Genomic DNA, 20,642 nt, shown 5'->3' on the forward strand with positions numbered 1-20,642 from the left:
AGGAAGAACATTATGATTCCCATAAAAAATTGTGAAAGGATACAATTATTATGAAATTAAAAAAACTCAAAATATTTATGGCAATACTTTTGGTAACCGCATCCCTGGCAGGATGTGCTGCACCGTATACAGAGAAAAAAGCTCCTCAAAAGAACACGGGCACCGTAGCAGCGGTCAGCCCGGAGGTGGGAGAGATTGCAGATTATTTTATGAAAGCTTCGGAAGGGTACGCTGCATCCCCTGAGCGTTCTGCAGTCATAGAGGGGATGGAGGAATCTGATAAAGCCACACGTCTGCAAATGCTTGTGCTGGCCAGCAGGGCATTCGGCAGGCTTCCGGCACCAAAAGGAAATGCAAAAAGGATCGCGCCCCCGGCCCCTGACCTGAAGGAAGTTCCCGATTGGGCAAAGGAAGATCTGCAGAACCTGTCAGACGGAGGTATCCTGGCAGCTTCTGACCTGACAGGTACTTCTGACGGGGAAGAGGAAGAAGGTGCGGCAGGCAGCAGTATCCTGGAGGAACCGGTGACTATGAAGGATGCGGAAATAATTTCCGCCAGGTTTTACGCTGCATTCGGCACGGATTTGAAGGATGATTTTTATACTGCGGTGAATCAGCAGCAGCTTAACACCATTGAGATACCGGAGGGAGAGGACATGGCGGGCGGTTCCACTTCCGTAACAAAGCATACAGATGAGCAGTTAAAGGAATTGATCCTTGAGATCGTGAACAGTGAGGAAGACTATAAAGAGGGAAGCCCGGAACAGAAGATCCGCACGCTCTACAAGAATTATGAAAATATGGATTCCCGCGATCAGGCCGGCATAGAACCTTTACAGAAGTATCTGGATGCGGTTGACCGTGCGGCCTCCTTTTCTGAATTAAATGCAGCCATTGCCCAATCGGTACTGGAACTGGGGAACTTTGCCAATGGCCTGATCCCCGGCATACCGGTAACGGATACAAAAGACAGCAGCAGAAAAGTTCTGCAGCTTATGACACAGGTTCCCGGATTGACCAAAGAGGATTATGAGAAGCAGGATGGGGATGCCTATAAGGAATACCGGAATTCTATTATCGAACAGCTTTTAGCAGTGGGAGAGAGCCGGGAAAAGGCCGAAGCACATGCCGATGGGATCCTGAAGCTGGAGAAGAATCTGGTGGATCATATGCAGAGCCAGGATGCTTCCGGAAAGATAAAGGAGCCAAAATACTATACGCCGGAGACACTGGATGAGATGATGCCCCAGGCGAAGCTCTCCCAGTTGGTTCAGTCCATCGGTCTTAGTCAGGATGTAAAGATGATCGTATTTGACGATGTACAGTTTGCTTCTTATGCCAAATGGTTTACAGAGGATAATCTGGAAATATTTAAAGCCATCGAAAAAATGGCACTGCTCACAGGATACAGCTCATATCTGAGTTCAGACCTTGCGGAAAAGTTTGGAACCGCCGGAATCTCTTCCGCTGATATCGCTGTGCAGAATTTCCTCTCCGACGAACTGGGACAGCTCTATACCCAGCGTTATTTTCCGGCTGAATCAAAAGCGGAGATAGAAAAAATGGTAACCATGCTGACAGATACATTCAAAGACCGGATCAACCGCCTGGACTGGATGGATGCTTCCAGCAAGAAGGAGGCACTTAAAAAACTGGACTCTATCACCGTGCTGATCGGATATCCGGATGAATGGAACCTGAACCGGGCCCGGTTCAGGGGAACAGAAGAGGGAGGCAGTTATTTTGAAAACGTGGCTGCGTCTGAGGCAGAAAAGTGGAAACGCCAGATAGAGGAACTGGAAAAACCGGTTGACCCCAGAAGATTCCCTCTGGCAGCTTATACCGTAAACGCTGCAGCCAGCAGAAATACAAACACCATTATTTTTCCCGCAGGTATCCTGCAGGCTCCGTTTTACGACAAAACAGCATCCTTTGAGACGAACCTGGGATCTATCGGAAGCACGATTGCCCATGAGATCACCCATATGTTTGATGATGGCGGGGCCCAGTATGATGCCAAGGGAAATGTAAGAGACTGGTGGACAAATGAGGATTATACTCATTTTGAGAAACTGTGCAGCAATGTGGTGGAATATTATGACGGTTATGAAGCAGCACCTGGAATAAAAGCCAATGCCCAGGAAAACCTAAGTGAAAACATTGCGGATATCGGCGGGATCGCCTGTGGCCTGGAGCTGCTTTCCAAAATGGAAAATCCGGATTACGACGCATTTTTCCGAAGCTACGCAAACCAGTGGCTGAGAGCCGCAGATTATAGTATACTAAAAGAAATGGCAGAGAGTGATATCCATGCGCCCAATAACCTGAGATGCAACAGGGTACTTGCCAACTTCCAGGAGTTCTATGATACTTACGGCATCAAAGAAGGTGACGGGATGTATGTGCCCAAAGAGGAACGTGTGGCAATCTGGTGATCAGGCAGTAAGAGTTTTGTTATGATAAAAAGCAGGGAGGCAGTAATATGAAATTGTTGTTGGTGGAAGATGAAGAGCTTCTTTCCAAAACGGTGGCGAAGGGGTTGAAAATACTGGGATATTCTGTAGACTGCGCCTTTGATGGGGAAGAAGCCCTGTATCTTTATGAAGTGAATGAGTATGATCTGATGATCTTAGATCTGAACCTCCCTAAAGTGGACGGTATGGAAGTTCTGCGGCGTATCCGCAGCCGGGATGACGGGCTGAAAGTTCTGATCTTGTCCGCACGCAATACACTGGAGGATAAAGTGAGCGGGCTGGATGAGGGAAGCAATGATTATCTTACAAAACCGTTTGAGTTTAAAGAGCTGGAGGCCCGTATCCGCAGCCTTCTGCGCCGGAACTTTACCACCGGAAATACAGTGCTTACTTGTGGATATCTGAAACTGGATACGAAACGGAGGCAGGTCTGGTGCAGGGAAGAGGAAGTGGAGCTGACCAGGAAAGAATTCGCGCTGCTGGAATATTTATTTGTCCATGCCGGGAAGATGACAGGCGCGGAAGAATTGATCGAACACGCGTGGGACAGCGAAGCTGACCTGTTCTCAAATTCTTTCCGTTTTCATATTCATTCCCTGCGCAAAAAGCTGGATGCAGCCGGTGCGGGGGGATATATTGTCACTTACAGAGGAAAAGGCTACTGCCTGCAGTGCCCGGAGGAGGGATCATGATGAAAAAACATACGCTGCAGCTTCAGATCACAGGGATCGTAGGTGTGATACTGGTACTTGCCTGTCTGCTCCTGACGGTAAATTCGCTGGTATCTGCCCGCAGTTATTATGGGGACTATGCTTCTTTGGTGGAAGAAGGGGCTGTGTATTATGATCCCGCACTTCCGGAAGGAGAACTGCCCCCTGCGCTTGATCCGGATGTGACCTACCAAGAGGCTTCCATGAAATTTTCCGTGCAGTCTGTAGTGACCATGGCTGTCATTATACTGCTGGCCCTGGCCGGTACTTACTGGGCCACAGGGAAAATGCTGCGGCCGTTAAAAGAGCTGACTGAGTCGGTACAGAGGGTGGATGACCGGAACCTGGATAAGCGGGTGGAACTTAAAAGAACCCAGGGGGAGGTGGGCGTACTGGCAGACGCATTTAACAGTATGCTGGAGCGTCTGGAGGATGCCTTTCTGATACAGAAAAGCTTTGCCGCCAATGCGGCTCATGAGCTGAAAACACCGCTTGCTGTTATCAAATCCTCCCTTCAGGTGCTGGAAATGACACCGAATCCTAAAATCGCGGACTATAAGGAGTTCATGCAGGACACAGATACCTCTTTGAACCGCATTATCAAAACAGTAGAAGGCCTGCTGGCCCTTGCCAATCTCAGAGACATTCCCATGGACCAGCGTGTGGAGCTGTATACTTTACTCCAACAGGCAGTACAGGAGCTGGCAAAAAAAGCCCGGAGCAGTCAGGTGAAGCTGTCAATGGGGCAGCCGGTCAGCGGGTTTGTATACGGAAATCCCAGCCTTCTTTACAGGGCTTTTTATAACCTGATAGAAAATGCCATAAAATACAACCGGAGAGACGGAGATATTACAGTTTCCATGGACATGAACGGAAAGTGTGCGGTTATCCAGGTAGCTGATACAGGGTATGGGATAGGACAAGAAGATCTGGTCCATATTTTTGAACCTTTTTACCGTGCAGATAAATCCAGGTCCCAGCGCATACCGGGTTCCGGTCTGGGGCTGGCAGTTGTGAAGATGATTCTGGATAAGCATGGGGGAAAGATCGAGGTTGTCAGTGAATTAAATCAGGGGAGTACATTTAAAATATATCTGCCTGTGTAAAAGAGTTTTGTGCCGGGCTGCAATGATCTTTGCATTAAGAACATTGCATCCAGCATTTACACTGCTCAATACGTTTTCCGCCATCCCCCTGTTTTTCATCGTAAGCGAACTGTTTCAGTAAGGCACATGGAAATTCACCGCACTGGCCGCAGTGCTGATGCTCCTTGGATTCACAGCTGTTTTTCACCGGGCAGTTATCTCCCCAGAATGGCTTGTCAATATGTAAACACCCTTTACATCCCATCTGCTCTTTGTACGCACATTCACTGCATAAGATACCACATCTTGATTCAATCATACTTGAAACCTCCATTTTTTATCCTGATCATAACAAAAGGAACATGACAACTATGCGTCATGTTCCTGATACCGGTGCTGATTATTTTTTAGAAAGCGGGTAGGGGGATCTTGAGAAAAGAAAAATCTCAGAGACTTTTCATCCCTGAGATCTTACGAGAGGCGCCAACCAGATTTGAACTGGTGATAGAGGTGTTGCAGACCTTTGCCTTACCACTTGGCTATGGCGCCATATCTATTTATTCTGTTTTGAAGAAGTATTACACTATATTATATTACCACAAATCCAAAAATATGCAAGTAAAAAATGACTCCAAGGGGATTTGAACCCCTGTTACCGCCGTGAAAGGGCGGTGTCTTAACCGCTTGACCATGGAGCCGTTAAGATAAATAGATAAAAGAGGCGCCAACCAGATTTGAACTGGTGATAGAGGTGTTGCAGACCTTTGCCTTACCACTTGGCTATGGCGCCTGAGTGACTCCAAGGGGATTTGAACCCCTGTTACCGCCGTGAAAGGGCGGTGTCTTAACCGCTTGACCATGGAGCCGTCACTGTTTATTTATCTTTTTGCCCCTTTGCGTTTATCGGAGCGACCATGAATTATGATAGCATAAGAAAATACAAATTGCAAGCATTTTTTTCAAAAATTTACACTACTTGTACAAAGTGATTTTTTGAAAAAAAAAGAGAGAATAAATTGTTTCCATGGGCTGCATGGTGTATACTTAATCTATACTGCATCGCACTGCATAAGAAAAGCGCTTTTTGACACACATTGACGGGAATGCATGAGAGAGGTGATACAATATGAAATTCAAAGGGAAAATTGCGGTATGGTTCTGGCTGATCCTGTTGGCAGGGAATCTTGTGATGGCCTATGAGCTGGTTGTGTCAAATGAGGTTTCCGCTGAGATAGCGGCGGCTTTAGTTGTCTTCAATGCAATCTTTATTCCAATTGTTGTGAGGAATTATGTGGTGGTGGACGGGGACCGGATGGCGATCTATTTTGGGATCATGAAGGATTCCATGGAGATTTCTGAGATCATGGAGATACGCAGAACATGCAATCCCATTTCCGCCACAGCGGCATCACTGGACAGGATCGAGATAAAAGGAAGACGGCAGGAAATGATATGTGCTGTCCGGGACAGAGACAGACTGATCGAAGAACTGTTAAGGTGCAATCCTATGATTAAGGTGTAATAAAAAAGTCCTGAATTTTAAGATTCAGGGCTTTTTTCATGGTGCTAAGATATAAATTATAAATTTTTGAAAGACATGGTGTAACTTTTAGCTTTCCGATTCGATTAATAAGCAGAAAGTTACAGAGGTAAACTATTTCGTGCACACTAAGTTTCATAACTTTCCAAGACAGAAAGGAATCTATATGACCCGGGAAGAACTGAAGGATAAGACGGATGACCAGCTTATGGAAATGGTCAGGGATGAAAATTTAAAACAGGCTTTTGACGTGCTGGTGCTGCGCCACTACCGGGAGGCTGTGCGGTTCTGTATGACAATGCTGAAAGAGGAACAGTCTGCACTTGATATCGTACAGGACAGTTTTGCAGATATCTATGTACAGAGAAAACGTCTTTCCGGGTCCTGCGCTTTCAGAACCTACCTGTTTGCCGTAGTAAAGCACAAGGCAGTGGACCAATTGAGAAAAAACGCAAGGCAGAGAACAGAGGAACTGGACACAGGAAAGACGGATGTGCCGGGGCTTTCACCGCCGTCACCGGAGGAACTTTATGTGAGAAAAGAAGAGTACGCAGAACTTCTGCAGTGGATAGAAGAGCTGCCGGAGGATTACAGACAGGCGCTTATTCTATTCTGTGTGGATGGGATGTCATATGAGGAAATCGCGGCAGCCATGGGGAAATCCCTTCCGCAGGTCAGGATACTGCTGCACAGGGCAAGAAAAAAATTACAGAGACAGAGGAGGGAACAGGTATGACGCAGCCGGAAAATGAATTTTTAGAAGCTATGTGGAAAAAAGCCGCACGAAAAGAAGAGAATCTGAAACTGGCAGAAGAACTGAGCCGGCTGCCAAAGGAGGAGGGGATGAGTACCTTTTTATGGGATATATTTTTCGGCATTGGTATCAGGCAGCTGTATGCATATATGGCGGATATCCTCTTTTTATCCTTCAGTCTCGCCGTGTTCCTGCTTTTTATGGGGATGAAACTTGTGGGAGTGGGCTTTTTCAATGCTTACAGTGCTGTTTTTACAGGAGCGCCGATGCTCTATGCAGCCATTTTTTTTCTTTCATCTGTAAAGGAGAAGCAAAATCAGACATACGAACAACTTATGAGCTGTAAGTACACTTTTTTCCACCTGATGACAGCGCGCATGTTTTTAAACAGTCTGCTGGGGCTTGGCGTAAATTTGGTTTACGCAGTGATCCTGGCAGTCAGATATGAGGCCGACGTTCCGAGAATGCTGGCAACGGCATTTGCCTCCCTGATGATCTTTTCGCTTTTTCTTGTGCTTGGGATCGAGAGAGGAAAGAAGATCTCCTGGGGAGCAGCAGTCAGCGGCATGTGGATCATAGGCAATCTATTGCTTACAGGGCTGGCAGGGGACTGGTACGGCATACTGCTGGAGCAGATCCCGGTGGCACTTTTCGCGGCGGCAGGTGTGGCAGCCGCGTTCATCTATATCAGACATCTGCTCCGTTTGTGCGGACAGACGTTCAGAAAGGAGTATACAAATGCTGCAAATTAATCATGTGACAAAAAAATACCAGAATTTCACCGCATTAAAAGATATAAATCTGGAATTGAATTACGGAATATATGGTCTCCTTGCCCCAAATGGAGCAGGAAAGACCACACTTATGAAAATGCTGGCAACCCTCCTCTATACCACAGAGGGAAGTATCCTTTGGGAGGGCAGGGAGATCCAAAAGCTGGATGAAAAGTACCGTGAAAAACTGGGGTTTCTCCCCCAGGACTTTGGCTATTACCGGGATTATACCCCTGAGAGATATCTGCGTTACATCGGCATTTTAAAGGGGATTGGAAAGGAACAGCTAAAAAAAGAAGTTCCCCGCCTCATAGAACAGGTTGGTCTAACAGATGCGGCCAAAAAAAAGATGAAGAAGTTTTCCGGGGGTATGATACAACGTGTGGGTATCGCCCAGGCACTTTTGGGTAACCCGGAAATTTTGATCCTGGATGAACCGACTGCGGGACTGGACCCAAAGGAGCGGGTGCGCTTCCGGAAGATCCTCACCTCCCTTTCCGGAAATAAAATTGTCATTATCTCCACCCATATTGTTTCGGACGTGGAATTTATTGCAAATCATATAATTATGCTGAAAGATAAGCAGATTTATGCCAATGACAGTGTGGAAAACCTGTGCTTGACACTGGAGGGGAAACTCTTCAGCACACGGATCAAGACAGAGGAGCTGGCGGATTTTGAGAGGGAATACCAGGTTGTTTCCCAGAGGCAGGAAGGAGGAAACTGCGAGATACGCTTTATTGCGGACAGAGAAAAAGATGGATGGAGTTCCTGCGCGGCCAGTCTGGAGGATGTATTTTTATACACCTATCGGGAATGAGGTGGAGAGATGAGAGAAGAATGGAAGCGACAGATGTGCAGACCGCTGTTCTGGGGGATCCTCATAGGAAGTATTCTGCTCAATATGTGGATCCTGGCTAATTTCGGAGGGCAGAGAGAGCTTGTCAGGAAAAGCCGGGAAATCTGGGACGAACTGCAGCTTCCCTTGAGTGAGGAAACGGCAGAGAAGTATCTGGAGGCTCTGGAGCCAACGGAGGAGAAGCAGACGGGGGTTCCCACTTTCCGGCAGATCATGGATGGTACACTGTACATGATAAAGAAGATGGACAGTGAGAGCATGGCAGAAGCATTTTCCTCTTCCCTGCGGCTTACCGGGGAGGCGAAAAAATATGTCAGCACGGAGTACGGAAAATTAGGGAAGATTCTGGAGGAGAACAGAGAAAGCGGGAGAGCTGCCAGCTTTTTTGTACCGTGCAGCAGGGACTTTTTTGCATTGTTTTCCAGATGGATTCCCCTTGCCTGTACCCTGGAAAGTATACTGGCAGGGGTATTGCTCATGATGCAGAGTGTCAGTGAGACTTTTGCCACGGGAACCGCTGCGGTGGTATATACCACAAAGGCCGGAAGGAAGATCCAGGACAGCAGAAGGAGGACCGCAGCGTCTGCCGGTGTACTGTTTACCATATGTATCTGGGGTGTGACTCTTATGACGGCCTGCGTTGTGTTTCCATTGGGCAGTCTTTGGAAAACCCCCGTTGGAAGTATGATGCTTCTGGATTCCTTTTTCCCGATCTTAAGTAGAATGCCTTTGACTGCAGCGGGATATGTGGGGATGGAATTTATGATCTCCATAGCTGCCGCACTCCTGTTTTCCTATATCAGTTTTAGTCTGGTCACAAGGAATAAAAACAGCTTTGTGTCTTTTATACAGCTTGGATTTGGGTGCACGGTTATTTATACAGTGACCTCCCTGTTTCCAAAGAACAGCAGGTTTTATTTTATTTTGCAGTATAATCCAGTGGATCTGGCCCGCAAAGCAGGGCACTGGATGGTGAGCGGCGGTCATTTTTTCTCTCCGCGGTATTATGAGGTGATCGTGCTTCTCTGTTGGGGAGGGCTTGCGGGGGCAGCAGCATTTGCTGCCAGGAAAAAGTTTCTGGCCGAAGATTTGTAGGGAGGTGACGATATGTTATTTGAGGAGATCAAAAAAATATGGAGCTGGAAAAAGTGCCTGTGTCTGCTGGCATTTTGGATTCTGTATTTTCTTTTATTTATCAGTCCATATGTATCCATATATGAGGGCAGTTACCAGCAGACGGCTGATATTGCGGCTGATATTGTCAAAAAGTATGGGAACTATATATCGGAGGATGAATATGAAAAGATGAAAGCGGACGCACCCCAAAAAGGTGTCAGTGAGATTGACAAGATGATCGCGGAAAACGCTTTGTTCCAGAGCTATGGGTTTCGTACGTTCCAGGAATTTAACTATGCGGAGGAGAGCCTTTCCCCGGATGAGGATACGGCACTGTGGATGGAGATTTACGATGTGTTTACCGCGGATGATATAACCAGGGAATTTACCCGGGCCATTGAACTGAATGTGTATCAGATGTATCTTGACAGGTATGAGTCCGAAGCATTGGGAAAAGTGGACGGCACATCATACTATAAAGATTTGGATGAGGCACAGAGGCAGCGGACTTTAGAGCGGAACTGGAAGGAAGTGTACGGTATACTGCCGCCGCAGGTGATTGGGGATAACTTTGAGGTCCTGCAGTTCTGGGCAGTTTTTGCGATCATCAGCGTGATTTTTATGATCTTGCCCTATATGGTGCAGGAAAACAGAAACCGGATGACCATGCTCCAATATAGCTGTAAAAGAGGCAGAAAGTATTACCTTTATAAACTGGCAGCCTGCCTGTTATCTGCGTTTCTGGTAATTGGGGCAGAGTTCCTGTTTTATATGCTGATCGCAAAAATAAACCGTGTCATAGAGTTTTGGAATGCACCGGCTGCTTCTTTCTCCAGCGGATATATCGGATGGTTCCCCTGGACGCTGGGTACCCTGTCGCTGATGAATGTGTTGTTCTGCACTATGACTGCAGTGGGGGCCGGACTTATACTCTTTGTTGTCACCCGGTACTGCAGAAATCATATCACGGCGATTGCCTGGGCGCTTCCCCTGGTGATACTGGCAGGCTGCTATGGCGCATTTTTAGTCTATCATTTCATGGAGATCACTACATGGAAGTATCTGGTGCCTGTGGCGGCAGGAATGGTATTGGGAATCGGCATTCTGGCAGTGGGGGTACAGTTTGTTTCAGAGAGAAAGAGAAATATTGACTGAGCGGCCTTGAAATGTATGAACTGTGGAAATTATGGTAAAAATGCACTTATAGAGAATGCGAGTGGTAACAGTCCAACTTGTCTGAACTGTTACAGCGCGTGTACGCTGCAAGGAGGAACATAAAAGTGCTGGAAGAAAACATGATGATACAGTTCTTGAAAAAATTCGATGAGTACCCTTTCTTAGTGAAGGCTTCGGGAAAGGAGTACCTGATTGGGGAGGGAAATCCCATGTTTACAGTCAACTGCCGTAAAATGATCCCCATGAAGGAACTGGTAACGAGCACATCCCTGGCCCTGGGGGAAGCCTACATGAATGATGATCTGGAGATCGAGGGGGATTTGTATGAGGCCCTGGACCACTTTCTGGGACAGATGGATAAATTCTCCATGGACCAGAAGGTGCTGAAAAAGCTGATCTTCTCCTCCACAGCCAAAAAGAACCAGGAGAAAGAGGTGCGGAGCCACTACGATATCGGTAATGATTTCTATAAGCTTTGGCTGGACGAGACCATGAGTTATTCCTGCGGGTATTTTCTGCATGAGGACGATACACTGTACCAGGCACAGGTCAATAAAGTGGACTATATTTTGCAGAAGCTGTATCTGAAGGAGGGAATGAGCCTGCTGGACATCGGATGCGGCTGGGGATTCCTGCTGATAGAGGCAGCTAAAAAATATAAAGTCAAAGGGACGGGCATTACCCTGAGTGAGGAGCAGCACAGAGAGTTCACGAAGCGGATTGCGGAGGAAGGGCTTGAGGAACTGCTGACAGTGGAGCTTATGGACTACAGGGAGCTTAAGAAAAGTGAATGGAAGTTCGACAGGGTGGTGAGTGTAGGAATGGCGGAACATGTGGGGCGTGAGAACTACCAGATGTTCATAGACTGTATAAATCATGTCCTAAAACCGGGCGGCCTGCTCCTTCTGCATTTTATCAGTGAACTGAAAGAGCATCCGGGTGATCCGTGGATCAAAAAATATATCTTTCCCGGCGGTGTGGTCCCAAGTCTCAGGGAAATGGTCTCCTGTATGGCGGAGGATGGATTCCATGTCATGGATGTGGAGAATCTGAGGAATCATTACAACAGGACACTTTTGTGCTGGGAGAGGAATTTTAAAGAACATGCCCGGGAAGTGAGGGAAATGTTTGACGAAAGATTTGTCCGTATGTGGGAACTGTACCTGGCATCCTGTGCGGCAACCTTTCACAATGGAGTGATTGACATACATCAGGTATTGGCCTCAAAAGGAATTAACAATGAACTGCCCATGGTACGCTGGTATTAAAATAGGATATTTTTAAAATGGCTGCGGCTGCAGAACAAAGACATGTAAGGTCCCTGTTCTGCAGCCGCGGCTGTTTAGGTACAGATTTCTGTCATTCCTGCCAGGTACAGCATTTTTTCCTGGGTAAGGCGGTTAAAGACCGCGATCACCCTTCCGACGCCAATGACCGCAATGACAGTCCCAAGTCCAATCCCTACCGGACGTCCCGCAAAAAGCAGGCTGACCCCAATGGTGAAAGAGATATTCAGCAGGTCAAAGCAGTTTTTTGTAAATCCCACTTGCCAGCCGGTGCAGTCCGCGATGGCCTGCACAATACCATCCCCCGGATTAGGGATGATACGCATGTTCAGAGACATGGCTGCCCCGACGCCGGTGAGGACCACAGCCAAAAGAAGGATGAGGGTCCTTCCGGCAAAACTGCCGGGGAAACTGCCTGCATATGCGGTCCTAAATTCAGGGATCCTGTCTGAAAAAAGATTGAGAAAGCGAGTGAAGACCAGGCTTAAAGGAAGCTGCAGTACATCCATTACCAGTACAAGCTTCAGGTTGATCCGGTTGGCATGGGCAAGGGCCGGGCCGCCTCTGTGAGCGTATATTTTGCTGCGGACTGTGTGAAGACACATTTCCACAAGGACGAAAATGCAGTAGAGGATAAAAGTCATGTCTCCGAAGTTCAGGTTCCAGATGGAAGAAATGCTGTAGGAGACAGATATAATGGGAGAAACGCCCAGTCCGGATCTTGTGTTCAGGGAAATACCCAGGGCAAGGAGCAGAAGTCCTGCCACGTAATAGAGTCCCCGGTAGAATAATGATTTTTTCATGATATGTATGTACTCTTTCTATGTCTGATGATTTCCATCTTATTATCTTATCACACAATAAAATAAAAATGAAGAACATTTCGCTTCCCCTCCGAATATGTTATAGGAGGCAAAAATCCAAACAGATGCGGAGGTATGAGTATGGCGGAGAGAAATGGTACAGGGGGGCGGGCTTCGGCCAAGGGACCCTTTGTCTGCGATTCTAAAATGATCTTGTTTTCCGGCAGGCCCACAAGCTGGTATGAGGTGGAGATGGTGACCGGCAGGGCAGATCTGCGGGGCAGTCTGATTCCTGACAGTGATGTGAATGCCATTGGCTACAATGTGCTGGATTATTATATTTATGGATACGACCAGACAGCAAACCAGCTTGTCCGAGTGGATGACAGCGGCGCGGTTGATGTTCTGACTCCCAGACCGCAGGGACTGCCTGCGGCTTTTTATCATGTGGGGACTTTGGATCTGAACGGGTACTATTATCTGTACATGTCAGGGGAGCAGAGATTCTACACCGTGGATTTAAGGCCGGGTTCCTCAACCTATTTAAAACTGGTGGACCCGGCCTCCGGTTATACCGAACAGACGGACAACTACGGTACAGTGCTCTCAGAACCGCTGCAGATTGGTGACTGGGTGTGGCATCCCCGGGAAAATGTCCTGTATGGGGTGGCAGATGACGGAACCGTATACCGGATTGAGCCAAACGGTCAGGTGACTGCTCTTGATACTACGGGGCCTAACCCAGGCAGTGTTTTTGGGGCAGCTGTCATGGACCAGAACGGGGTGCTCTATGCGGTATCCAGTGGGGACGGGACTATCTACCGGTATCTGATCGAACAGGACAGAGCCCGGGCAGCCAGATTTTCACAGACGGTGCAGAACACATTCCAGGATGGAACCATGTGTCCTTATGCGGCGCTGGAAGTGGATTTTGGAGATGCTCCGGATATCGGAGGGACAGCCGGCAGCGGAAATTATAATACCCTGCTTACAAGTGACGGTCCCCGTCATCGGATCGTTGACGGACTGACGCTGGGACTGCAGATAACCGGGGAGACGGAAGCACACCAGAATGCAGCAGCGGACGGGGATGATCTGGAGAGGCAGATACAGGATGACGCGCTGACGGTTCCTCTGGCCTCCCTGACTGTGACGGATAACACATATCATGTGAACGCGGCTGTCAGGAATCTGACAGGGGCATTGGCCAATCTGTACGGATGGGTAGACTTTAACAATAACGGATTGTTTGAGGCGGATGAGGCGGTGCATCAGACGGTGCCTTCCAGTTCCCAGACGCAGATCATTTCTCTGGATTTTACAGTTCCGCCCTCCACGCAGCTTCGGCCGGGGCATACATTTTTAAGGCTGCGCCTTACCACGGATGATTTGCCGGAAGGGACGTTACAGGGGCAGGATGCCAGGAGTGTGGGGCCTGCGTCTGACGGAGAGGTTGAGGATTATATCATCGAGATCCAGTCAAGGGCAGATTTGTCTGTGGAGAAGACGGCTGTACCGGATCTGCTGAATGAGGGGGAACAGATCACCTACACGATCACGGTCAGAAATCAGGGGCCGAATCCGGCACTGGAGGTACAGCTTACGGATGATATCCCCCCGGAAATCCTTCTGCCGGAGTACAGTACAGACCATGGGGGGACATGGAACCCATGGACGGGCAGCCTGGAGATCGGGGAGATGCAGGCCGGGGAGGAGCGGACAGTCCTTATCCGGGGAAACTTCAGCAGCAGTACAGCCACTGAGGTGGAGAATACGGCACGTGTCACCACAGCTTCCCGGGATGACAACCCGGATGACAATACCTCCACAGTGGTGACACCGGTGAACCGTTTGGCTGATCTGTCGGTTGTCAAGACCGCAGTTCCATCTGTGGGAATTGCAGGGGAATCCATCGTATTTGAGATAGAGGTGGAAAACAAAGGACCGGATGAAGCCCTGAACGCAAACATAATGGATCATATCCCGGCAGAACTGGAAAAACCGGAGATTTCTTATGACGGGGGAGTGACCTGGAGGACATTTGAAGGCCAGACCGGTGTATTTGATATACCGGCAGGCGGCAGTGTAAGATTCCATATCAGGGGGGATATTCCGGCATCGGCCACAGGCAGTTTTTTCAATACCGCAGAGGTACAGTCCGATACACCGGACCCGGATCTGTCAAACAATAAAGATACCATAGAGATACCTGTGGATCAGTCGGCGGATATGGCTGTGATAAAAACAGCTTCGGAGACTTCGGTATATGAAGGGGAGAGAATCCAATATGCCGTACTGATTGAAAACAGAGGGCCATCCGATGCGGTCAACGTAACGCTGACAGATGTTGTTCCGGAACAGATCATAGAAATGGAGTTTTCCCTGAATGGTGGAAGTGTGTGGAATATCTGGAGCGGTTCGTATACCTGGCCTGTTTTTTTGGCCGGAAGCAGTGTGACTGTGCTGCTGCGGGGGACGGTGGTTTCAGGATTTACTGGGACGGTGATCAATACCGCGCATGTGAGTTCGTCTGTTCCTGACCCAGATCCGGATAACAATTCATCAGAAGTCCAGGTTGCCGTGGAACCAGGGGCAGATCTGGTATTGACGAAAACGGCAGATCCAGAAAGTATCATAGCCGGGCAGAGGGTGGTCTACACCATCACGGCCGGAAACGAGGGACCGGGCAGGGCGGAGAATGTAGTGATCCGGGATACGGCATCCCCCTATCTGATGGAGGCAGAGTATTCTATTGACAAAGGAACTACCTGGCTCCCCTGGGGAGGCTCCTATGCCGTCACATCCCTGGATGTGGGAGAACGGGTGGAGGTTTTGCTGAGAGGACGGTCAGAGCCTTCCTTTACAGGAAGCCTTGTCAACTCAGCTTTTGTAAGTTCCGACACTCCGGACCCTGAGCCGGACAATAATTCAGATGAGGCGGAGGTAACCGTGGATGCATCTGCAGACCTGTCTGTAAAGAAAAGTGTAGAGCCAAACCCTGCCAGACCGGGAGCGTCTATTACCTATGAGGTCCTTGTGAAGAATGCGGGACCGTCGGATGCCCTGCAGGTGGTATTGGAAGATGCCATGCCGTCAGCGCTGGTGAATCTGGAATGTTCCAGTGATGACGGGGAAAACTGGTATCCGTGGAACGGCTCATGGACCGCCGCATTTCTGGCAGCAGGTACGTTTGTAAGACTTCTGCTTCGGGGATTTGTGCCCCATAATGCAGCAGGGCAGCTCTCCAATTTTGCAGAGGTGAGCAGCAGTACAAGAGACCCTTATCCTGACAACAACACATGTGATCTCGTAACGCCGGTTGCGCAGATACCGGAGTTATCTATCACCAAGACTGCTTATCCGGATTGTGCCGTACCGTGTGAATACCTGATTTATACCATTCTTCTGGAAAACAGTGGTTCCGCGGACGCATACGGGGTGGTACTCGCCGATTATATTCCAAGGGAGCTGTGGAATCTGCAGTTTTCTATAGACGGAGGAAGGACTTGGGCCGAGTGGAAGGGGTCAGAACGTATTGGTACCATAAAGAAAGGGGAAACCGTGACGGTGCTCATCGCAGGCATGGTCCACGCAAGGGCCTGCGGTGTTATTACAAATACGGCGTCTGTATTCAGCTCCGGTTCGGAAGAATATTTTCCGGATGACACGGTTACCATAACCACGCCGGTAAAAAGATGCCGCTGTTGCGAATCTGCAAGGCCAATACCTTTGGAAAAGAGCAGGGTGTATCAGGAATTCTTTGATCAAATGCCATAAGGATAACAGCTGGGCCGGGCTGCAGATTCCTGTAAAGGAAAGCTGCAGCCTGGCCCTCAGTGTGCCCGGAAATGTAACAAAATGTTCACGTGACAGCTGGGCAGGTTCTGTTATAATAGACATAATATATTATAAATGTCTATAATTTCTAAAGGCCTATTGACATAGCCGGAGAGGAGAAGCTGCATGAATTTTGTCATAGAACACCTTTCAAAAGCTTTTGAGAAAAAACAGGTACTAAAAGATATTTCTTTTACATTTGACAGCGGAAAGATCTATGGATTGCTGGGAAGAAACGGAGCAGGCAAAACCACACTTTTTAACTGTCTGAACCGGGATTTGAGGGCAGACGGAGGAGCATTTTTCCTGTTGGAGAATGGGGAGAAAAAAGAGATCAGCGCAGAGGATATCGGGTATGTGCTGTCAACGCCCACTGTACCGGAATTCCTGACAGGAAGGGAATTTTTAAAGTTCTTCATTGATATCAATGAAAGCAGTATTGCAGATAAAAGATCGGAGGACGCGTATTTTTCCATTATGAATATTGAGGAGGAGGACCGGGACAAGCTTCTGAAAGACTACTCCCATGGTATGAAAAATAAGATGCAGATGCTGATCAATATAATCGCACAGCCCAAGCTTCTTCTTTTGGATGAACCGCTGACATCCCTGGATGTGGTGGTGGCGGAGGAGATGAAACAGCTTTTGCGCTCATTAAAACAGGACAGGATCATTATTTTTTCCACCCATATTATGGAGCTGGCCCTGGATTTGTGTGATGAGATCGTGATTCTCAACCACGGGGAGCTGGAGGTGGTGGACCAGTCCAATCTGGACAGCGGGGAGTTTAAGGACAAGATTATACGGGCACTGAAGGAGGAGGAGAATGATTAGGACATTTCGTATTTCTTTTTCGCTGAAAAATACATATCGGGTAAATACGATCCTTTATTCCATAAAACAAATCCCTCTTGTGAAAAAACTACTGCCGGAAAGCCTGTATAAAAGCAGGGGGCTGAAGATATTGGCCAATGTTCTGGCTGCGCTGTGGGAACTGGCCGGTACTTTTTTAGGAAAGTTTTTATATCTTCTGATCCTGGTATTCGGGATAGGGGCCGTTTATGAGAACAAGGGGAACGGGACGCTGTTTGTACATATTTTGTTTTTTCTCACTATGATCGGCGCTTATATGAATACTTATATGTTTAACCCCAGCAATGACAAGTATTATGCCATGATCTTGATGCGTATGGACGCCAGGTCTTATACACTCACCAACTATGTGTATCAAATGGGAAAATGCATCCTGGGGTTTATGCCGTTTCTTATCCTGCTGGGTTTGGGAAGAAAGATTCCTCTTTGGTGTTGTCTGCTGTTTCCGTTTTTTATTGTATCTGTGAAAATGCTGATAGCCTGGAATTATCTTGCTGATTTTAAAAAGAGCGGGGAAAGCAGGGATGAGAATCTGCCGGGCAGACTGGGCTGGGGGCTGACGGCAGTATTCCTGGCAGCTGCCTATGGACTGCCGTATTTGGGGATCATCCTGCCGCTGTGGTTTATGGCTGCAGTTATGCTCTTATCTCTGGCCGGAGCTTTTGCGGCAGCGGTTTATATGGCGAAATTTGATGGTTACAGGGAATTGTACCAGCAGCTTCTGGCTAAATTCAGAAACGGAATGGATTATAAACAGACCGCCAAAGCAGCCGTTGAGGAGCAGAACCGAAAGCTGATCAGCCAGGATACGGGAATTACAAGCGATAAGAAGGGTTTTGAATTTTTTAATGAACTGTTTGTGCGGAGACATCAGAAGATCCTGTGGAAATCTGTGAAAAGGCAGGCCATGATCTGTCTGTTCCTTTTTGTGGGAATACTGTTTCTGGTCCGGATCAATGAGGATGTCAGAAGGCAGATAAACAGGATGCTCATGGTGTTCCTGCCGTATTTTGTGTTTATCATGTATATGATCAACCGGGGGACCAGTTTTACACAGGCATTGTTTATGAATTGTGACCACAGTATGCTCACCTATTCTTTTTATAAGCGGCCGGAGTTTATTTTAAAGTTGTTTCGGATCAGGCTTCGGGAGATCATAAAGGTAAACCTGCTGCCTGCGGGCGTGATTGGAGTGGGGCTTCCGGTGCTTCTGTATTTCTCCGGGGGGACGGATAATCCGCTGAATTATCTGCTGCTTTTTGTGTCCGTTCTGGCTTTGAGTGCGTTTTTTTCGGTGCATTATCTGACTTGCTATTATCTGCTGCAGCCGTATAATGCGGGGACAGAGGTGGTCGGGGGGACGTATAAGATTGTTACCTGGGTGACTTATATTGTGTGTTTTGCGTTTATGAATCTGCGGATGAGTACGCTGGTGTTTGGGTCGGTGGTGACGTTATTTTGTGTGATTTATTGTGTGGGGGCTTGTGTGGCGGTTTATCGGGTGGCGGATAAGACGTTTCGGCTTCGGAATTAGGAAAGGGGGGGGACGGAAAGGGGGACGGAAGGAGCGGCGAGGGGCGGCGGGGGATATATCTGTGGCCGCTCGACGTTGCAGAACCTGTGAACTAACCTCTAACTGCAACTAAGACGCTCACCAGCGGGTTCGCGCCTAAGTTTCCGTAAGAGGTGGATTTCACAGAACCTTCCACTTAACCTCGCTGCCACAGATATATCCCCCGCCGCCCCTCGCCGCTCCTTCCTGGTTTTCGCTGCCGGGAATGTGGGGGGAAGGAAAAGAAAGGAAAAGATAAGATGAAAGAGGAAGCGCTGTTGTATGGTGGGATACAGTGGCGCTTTTTTATTGACTGAGGCTTTGAGGGGTTTGTGGTTTGTTTTGTGTAAAAAGTATTTGATAATGGATACTGTTTTAATGATGACATAGAGGTGTCGTGTTTGGGTGTTATACTTATGGTAGGGCTGGAGCAGATGAAAAGCTGCGGACCGTTGAGTGTATATAGAAATAGTCTGGAGGAAAAGATATGAAGTATGATTGGAGAAAGCGGGAGAAGGAATTGTATGGGCCTCGGGGGGAGGCGGTGGTTGTGGAGGTTCCAAAACAGAAGTTTATTATGATAAGCGGAAAAGGGGATCCGAATCAGGAGGCGTTTTCTGAGCGGGTTGGCGCGCTTTATGCCCTTGCCTATAGTATAAAGATGCGGTATAAGGCGGAACATAAAGGGGCAGGGCTGGATGAGATGGAAGAATTCTCGGTGTATCCCCTGGAAGGTGTTTGGGATATGGATGACGAAGCGGGGGCAGAAGCCCATGTGCTGGAGGATAAGGAGCGGTTGATCTATACAGTCATGATACGTCAGCCGGACTGTATTACGGAGGAAAGGTATCGGGAAGCCCTTGAGGCAGTGAAGAAGAAAAAACCGAATCCTCTATTGGATGAGATCGCTTTCCGTACGTGTGAGGAGGGGCTGTGTGTGCAGATACTTCACACAGGACTGTTTGATGACGAGCCGGAATCTTTTGAAAAAATGGACCTGTTTTTGAAGGAAAACCAACTGGAGAGAAAAGGACACACCCACAGGGAGATCTACTTGAAAGATATGAGCCGTACGTCACCGGAAAAAATGAAAACAATCCTACGGTACAGGGTATGTGAAAAACAGTAAATATTTAAAACAGTCTCATTGCATATTTAACTGTGAGCGGGTATCCTTAAAGCATAAAGGAGGTGTCCTATATGGCAAATGAAGATAAGAAGGATTTTAATGCCATGCTGCATAAAGACACAGGTATGCCTAAGGTACAGATCGTGACGGATGAGAAGACAATACAAAAGTATGGGGGCAGCAGGATGTATTTTGCCCCGCCGCTGTATTATGATGAGGTTATGAAACGTATCCCGGAGGGAAGGCTGACTACAGTGGGGGAAATCCGCAGCTATTTTGCCGAAAACGGCCATGCTGATTTTACAGACCCCATCACAGCCGGTATCTTTGTATCTATAGCGGCATGGGCCAGTTACCAGAGGACTGAGGATATTACGCCTTACTGGCGCACATTGAAGGCCAATGGGGAGCTGAATCCCAAATATCCCGGCGGAGTGGAGGCTCAAAAGGAAAAGCTGGAGGCAGAAGGCCACAGCGTTGGGCAGAAGGGCAGAACGAATATAAAATATTATGTGAAGGACTTTGAGAAAGCATTGTACCCTCTGACGTAGAAAAACAGAATAATACAGGATATAAGGCGCTGAGGCAGTACATGCACCGGAGTCTTATTCAACTGTGTACACCCGAAAGTGACGAATCTCTCACTTAAAAGTCACCGAAATGTAATCGGTAAGT

General features: G+C 48.0%; 17 protein-coding genes and 4 tRNA genes. 15 read left to right on the forward strand and 6 right to left on the reverse strand.

Annotated features, from left to right (window positions below; genetic code table 11):
* The first annotated feature begins 50 nt into the window (after nt 1–50).
* Genes CI595_RS10780 through CI595_RS10790 form a run of 3 tightly spaced genes read left to right on the forward strand, consistent with a single transcriptional unit; the run spans nt 51 to nt 4,290 of the window.
* Complete coding sequence (locus CI595_RS10780) at nt 51–2,435, forward strand: M13 family metallopeptidase (protein ID WP_095173280.1); 2,385 nt, start codon at nt 51–53, stop codon at nt 2,433–2,435.
* Nucleotides 2,436–2,482: 47 nt separating this feature from the next.
* Nucleotides 2,483–3,166: a response regulator transcription factor gene (locus CI595_RS10785; RefSeq protein WP_095173281.1), complete on the forward strand. Its 684-nt coding sequence runs from the start codon at nt 2,483–2,485 to the stop codon at nt 3,164–3,166.
* Nucleotides 3,163–4,290, forward strand: a complete 1,128-nt coding sequence (locus tag CI595_RS10790) for a sensor histidine kinase (RefSeq protein ID WP_095173282.1) — start codon at nt 3,163–3,165, stop codon at nt 4,288–4,290. Before CI595_RS10785 ends, CI595_RS10790 begins: the two co-directional genes overlap by 4 nt.
* Before the next feature lie 34 nt (nt 4,291–4,324).
* On the opposite strand, the gene CI595_RS10795 is transcribed toward CI595_RS10790, so the two are convergent.
* The 5 genes from CI595_RS10795 to CI595_RS10815 form a co-directional block, all read right to left on the reverse strand.
* On the reverse strand, nt 4,325–4,588 hold the full coding sequence (locus CI595_RS10795; protein WP_065540720.1) for a DUF3795 domain-containing protein: 264 nt from the start codon (nt 4,586–4,588) through the stop codon (nt 4,325–4,327).
* Nucleotides 4,589–4,747: 159 nt separating this feature from the next.
* A tRNA-Cys gene (locus CI595_RS10800) sits at nt 4,748–4,818 on the reverse strand.
* 77 nt (nt 4,819–4,895) lie between these two features.
* Nucleotides 4,896–4,967: transfer RNA gene (locus CI595_RS10805), tRNA-Glu, on the reverse strand.
* Nucleotides 4,968–4,988: 21 nt separating this feature from the next.
* A tRNA-Cys gene (locus tag CI595_RS10810) sits at nt 4,989–5,059 on the reverse strand.
* 4 nt (nt 5,060–5,063) lie between these two features.
* Nucleotides 5,064–5,135: transfer RNA gene (locus CI595_RS10815), tRNA-Glu, on the reverse strand.
* Nucleotides 5,136–5,395: 260 nt separating this feature from the next.
* Here CI595_RS10815 and CI595_RS10820 point away from each other — a divergent pair.
* The 7 genes from CI595_RS10820 (at nt 5,396) to CI595_RS10850 (ending at nt 11,755) form a co-directional block, all read left to right on the forward strand.
* A complete protein-coding gene (locus CI595_RS10820; RefSeq protein WP_095173283.1) occupies nt 5,396–5,791 on the forward strand; it encodes a PH domain-containing protein in 396 nt (131 codons plus the stop codon).
* 184 nt (nt 5,792–5,975) lie between these two features.
* Nucleotides 5,976–6,545 (forward strand): RNA polymerase sigma factor, encoded by a 570-nt coding sequence (locus CI595_RS10825; protein ID WP_095173284.1) that lies wholly within the window; start codon nt 5,976–5,978, stop codon nt 6,543–6,545.
* Nucleotides 6,542–7,315, forward strand: a complete 774-nt coding sequence (locus tag CI595_RS10830; RefSeq protein ID WP_095173285.1) for a hypothetical protein — start codon at nt 6,542–6,544, stop codon at nt 7,313–7,315. Before CI595_RS10825 ends, CI595_RS10830 begins: the two co-directional genes overlap by 4 nt.
* Nucleotides 7,302–8,156, forward strand: coding sequence for an ABC transporter ATP-binding protein (locus CI595_RS10835; RefSeq protein WP_095173286.1), 855 nt, complete (start codon nt 7,302–7,304; stop codon nt 8,154–8,156). Before CI595_RS10830 ends, CI595_RS10835 begins: the two co-directional genes overlap by 14 nt.
* Before the next feature lie 9 nt (nt 8,157–8,165).
* The gene (locus CI595_RS10840; protein ID WP_095173287.1) at nt 8,166–9,290 is read left to right on the forward strand and encodes a hypothetical protein; all 1,125 of its coding nucleotides are present in this window, start codon (nt 8,166–8,168) and stop codon (nt 9,288–9,290) included.
* 12 nt (nt 9,291–9,302) lie between these two features.
* The gene (locus CI595_RS10845) at nt 9,303–10,466 is read left to right on the forward strand and encodes a hypothetical protein (protein ID WP_095173288.1); all 1,164 of its coding nucleotides are present in this window, start codon (nt 9,303–9,305) and stop codon (nt 10,464–10,466) included.
* A 143-nt stretch (nt 10,467–10,609) separates the two neighbouring features.
* Entirely contained in the window at nt 10,610–11,755 is a 1,146-nt protein-coding gene (locus CI595_RS10850; RefSeq protein WP_440132383.1) for a class I SAM-dependent methyltransferase, read from the forward strand.
* Between the two features lie 74 nt (nt 11,756–11,829).
* Here the strand turns inward: CI595_RS10850 and CI595_RS10855 are convergent, their stop codons facing one another.
* The gene (locus CI595_RS10855) at nt 11,830–12,576 is read right to left on the reverse strand and encodes a DUF6198 family protein (protein WP_095173290.1); all 747 of its coding nucleotides are present in this window, start codon (nt 12,574–12,576) and stop codon (nt 11,830–11,832) included.
* Between the two features lie 141 nt (nt 12,577–12,717).
* Between CI595_RS10855 and CI595_RS10860 the strand changes: the two genes are divergently transcribed.
* From CI595_RS10860 to CI595_RS10880, 5 genes are all read left to right on the forward strand, one after another.
* Nucleotides 12,718–16,353: a DUF11 domain-containing protein gene (locus tag CI595_RS10860; RefSeq protein ID WP_162291853.1), complete on the forward strand. Its 3,636-nt coding sequence runs from the start codon at nt 12,718–12,720 to the stop codon at nt 16,351–16,353.
* A 186-nt stretch (nt 16,354–16,539) separates the two neighbouring features.
* Complete coding sequence (locus tag CI595_RS10865; RefSeq protein ID WP_095173292.1) at nt 16,540–17,247, forward strand: ABC transporter ATP-binding protein; 708 nt, start codon at nt 16,540–16,542, stop codon at nt 17,245–17,247.
* Nucleotides 17,240–18,820: a hypothetical protein gene (locus tag CI595_RS10870; RefSeq protein ID WP_095173293.1), complete on the forward strand. Its 1,581-nt coding sequence runs from the start codon at nt 17,240–17,242 to the stop codon at nt 18,818–18,820. Before CI595_RS10865 ends, CI595_RS10870 begins: the two co-directional genes overlap by 8 nt.
* 505 nt (nt 18,821–19,325) lie before the next feature.
* Nucleotides 19,326–19,967: a GyrI-like domain-containing protein gene (locus CI595_RS10875; protein WP_095173294.1), complete on the forward strand. Its 642-nt coding sequence runs from the start codon at nt 19,326–19,328 to the stop codon at nt 19,965–19,967.
* 71 nt (nt 19,968–20,038) lie between these two features.
* Nucleotides 20,039–20,518: an MGMT family protein gene (locus tag CI595_RS10880; protein ID WP_095173295.1), complete on the forward strand. Its 480-nt coding sequence runs from the start codon at nt 20,039–20,041 to the stop codon at nt 20,516–20,518.
* Nucleotides 20,519–20,642 lie beyond the last annotated feature (124 nt).

It is taken from the genome of Blautia hominis, assembly GCA_002270465.1.
In the GTDB taxonomy this organism is placed as follows: domain Bacteria; phylum Bacillota; class Clostridia; order Lachnospirales; family Lachnospiraceae; genus Blautia; species Blautia hominis.